The sequence below is a fragment of the Methylobacterium sp. J-078 genome, from assembly GCF_022829285.1.
Taxonomy (GTDB): domain Bacteria; phylum Pseudomonadota; class Alphaproteobacteria; order Rhizobiales; family Beijerinckiaceae; genus Methylobacterium.
Map to the genome: position 1 here is coordinate 1 of NZ_JAKSYI010000071.1, position 497 is coordinate 497.

The following is a 497-nucleotide window of genomic DNA, read 5'->3' on the forward strand; positions in this document are numbered from 1 at the left end:
CAGTACGGCGAGCTCGGCTCGCAGCGGAACAACGCCTCCATCATCGCCGCTAACGCCAACATCCTGACCGTCGGCAACCCGAACGGCCCGTCGTGCGTCGACTACTTCGGCACCGTGCGCGGCCGCCTCGGGTAGGCCTTCGACCGCACCCTGGTGTACGGCGCCGGCGGCTTCGCCTACGGCGGCGGCGGAGGCAACGACTTCGGCCCGCCCAACAGCGGCCGGAAGGACTTCCGCACCGGCTGGGCGGGCGGCGGCGGCACCGAGTACGCCCTGACGACCGACTCGTTCCTGAACTTCTTCAAGTCCTCGGCCGTGACCCTAAAGGTCGAAGGCCTGTACGTGAACCTCGACCGCGACAACGCCAACAACGGCGTGTTCGCCTACTCGCCCGCCACCGGCGCGACCTACTCGGTCAACACCCCCGGCGTGGTCACCACCGGCTACAACAACCGCCGCTCCGACGAGTTCGTCGTCGTGCGCGCCGGCCTGAACTA

1 pseudogene is annotated in these 497 nt (G+C 68.8%); it reads left to right on the forward strand.

From position 1 onward, the window contains the following. Positions 1–497 (forward strand): annotated as a pseudogene (locus tag MKK58_RS12235) (porin family protein); the annotation flags it as partial.